The sequence below is a fragment of the Methylobacterium sp. WL116 genome (assembly GCF_008039455.1).
GTDB lineage: Bacteria > Pseudomonadota > Alphaproteobacteria > Rhizobiales > Beijerinckiaceae > Methylobacterium.
On sequence record NZ_VRUV01000695.1, the window covers coordinates 1 to 1977 of the forward strand.

The 1977-nt window shown below is 71.1% G+C and carries 3 protein-coding genes; 2 read left to right on the top strand and 1 reads right to left on the bottom strand.

Features of this window, described 5'->3' with window-relative positions; genetic code table 11:
- Positions 1-510, top strand: a 510-nt coding sequence (locus FV223_RS26350) for a Sir2 family NAD-dependent protein deacetylase (RefSeq protein ID WP_147729692.1), incomplete at its 5' end; no start/stop codon positions are given.
- Between the two features lie 251 nt (positions 511-761).
- The gene (locus FV223_RS26355) at positions 762-1010 is read left to right on the top strand and encodes a hypothetical protein (RefSeq protein WP_147729693.1); all 249 of its coding nucleotides are present in this window, start codon (positions 762-764) and stop codon (positions 1008-1010) included.
- Between the two features lie 262 nt (positions 1011-1272).
- On the opposite strand, the gene FV223_RS26360 is transcribed toward FV223_RS26355, so the two are convergent.
- Entirely contained in the window at positions 1273-1674 is a 402-nt protein-coding gene (locus tag FV223_RS26360; RefSeq protein WP_147729694.1) for a hypothetical protein, read from the bottom strand.
- Positions 1675-1977 lie beyond the last annotated feature (303 nt).

The following is a 1977-nucleotide window of genomic DNA, read 5'->3' on the forward strand; positions in this document are numbered from 1 at the left end:
CCGAACCCGGCCCACGTCGCGCTCGCGCAGGCCGAGGCGGCGCTGGCGGAGCGCGGCGGGCGGCTGTTCCTGTGCACCCAGAACGTCGACGACCTGCACGAGCGGGCGGGCTCGCGTGCCGTCGTCCACATGCATGGCGAGCTGCTGAAGGGCCGCTGCACCGCCTGCGCCGGCACCTTTCCCTGTCCCGGCGACCTCGACGTCGCCGATGCCTGCCCGCTATGCTCGGCGGTCGGCACGTCGCGGCCCGACGTGGTGTGGTTCGGCGAGATGCCCCACCATCTCGACGCGATCCAGGCGGCGCTGTCGGCGGCGGACCTGTTCGTCGCGATCGGCACCTCGGGGGCGGTCTACCCGGCGGCCGGCTACGTGCGGCTGGCGCAGGCGCGGAACATCCCGACCTGCGAGCTGAACGCCGAGCCCTCCGACAACGCGAACGCGTTCGACGAGGCCCGCTACGGCCCGGCCAGCGAGACGGTGCCGGCCTTCCTCGCCACTCTCACATCGTGATCCGATGCAATGGCGCAGGAACACCTGCAGAATAACGCAGGCTGCGACCGCACAGGTTTGAAAAACCACGGGAATTGCGTTCGGAAACTCAATATCCGCTTGCGCGCAATCGGACTTTCTCGGCCGAATCACGCAGGATCGCCGTGTCAAGACATGGACGCTCACGGCGCTGTGCGTACAATGGACAAGCTTGGTGCGGTTGCCGCGGCACGTACCGGCGTTCGATGAAGCCACACGGGAGCCAAAAGCCCATGCAGAACTTCACGGTCACGGCCCGCGAGCGCGACACCGTCCTGGCGGCCCTGCGCTATTACCAGTTCTACCGGATGCAGGGTCATCCGTTCGACCCCCGCCAGGATCACCTCATCGACGCCATCGCCGCCGAGACCGGCGAGGCCCTCGACGTCGCCGAGATCGACGACCTCTGCGCCGGGCTCAACGGCAACGCGCACGCCCTCGGCGCCGCCTCCGCCCGCTTAGCCTTCGACGCGACGGCCTGACGAAGCCTCCGCGGGGCGAGGACACGGTCTCCGCCCCCGACCCACGATCGTTTCGCCGCGACCGACCGTTTCGCAAACCGTTTCACCGCCGCCGGCGTCGTCGCCGCAAACGGTTTTTTTCAGCCCGCCGCACGTCCGCGCCCGACCGGCTCCGCCCCCCATAGGTCCTTCCGATCCGGCGCGCGAACCCAACCGAGCCTCCACCGGCCCCCGCATCCGACGGACGACGGCGGAGGCTCGCGCATCCGGCGGAGGCTCGTGCTTACGGCGCCGCCTTGAGCTGCGCCTCGGCGCGGGTCAACGCCGCCTCGCAGGCCTTGACGTCGCCCTTGCCGTCGGCGGTGCGGGCCTCGTCGAGCGCCACCTTGGCCTGCTGGGCGGCGTCGCCGCCCTTTCCGGCCTCGGCCGACTTCTCCGGCGGGGCCTGCGGCGACTGGCCGGGCGCGTTGCCTTCCGTGCCGGTCACGCCTTCGCCGCCGCGCTTGGCCGCGGCGCCCTGGCCGCTGGTCGAGGCCGAGATCGCCTCGGTCGACTCCGCCTTCACCCGCTTCTCCAGCCCGGCGATCCGATCCGAGCAGGGCGAGGCCGAAGCCGGCCCAATCAGGCCGGGCGCCGCGAGCGCGGACACGGCGAGCAGGGTGGCGAGGTACGCAGGACGCGTCATCGAATGAGATCTCCGGTGGTTGGGAGCCGAGAGGGACCGACAGGACGATCCCGGTGGCTCCGTGACGGAAACGCGGCATCCACCGGCAAGGCTCCGTCGAAACGCGACGTCGCGGGAAAACAGAAGCCTCGGACACGGAGCTTTTCGCAAAATGCCGAGGGGCCCGCTCTTCCGGTGGAAGAGGGGCCCCTCGGTCGTCCGGTCCGTCGCCGCGCCGGCGGGCGGCGCGGCTTCCTTGGCTCAGGCGCTGAGCTGGTCGCGGATCGGCAGCTGCCGCACGCGGCGGCCGGTGGCCGCGAACAC

Bases quoted from the DNA above. Each gene is read 5' to 3' on its own strand.
- FV223_RS26360 (WP_147729694.1), bottom strand. From the start codon at position 1,674: ATGACGCGTCCTGCGTACCTCGCCACCCTGCTCGCCGTGTCCGCGCTC.
- FV223_RS26355 (WP_147729693.1), top strand. From the start codon at position 762: ATGCAGAACTTCACGGTCACGGCCCGCGAGCGCGACACCGTCCTGGCG.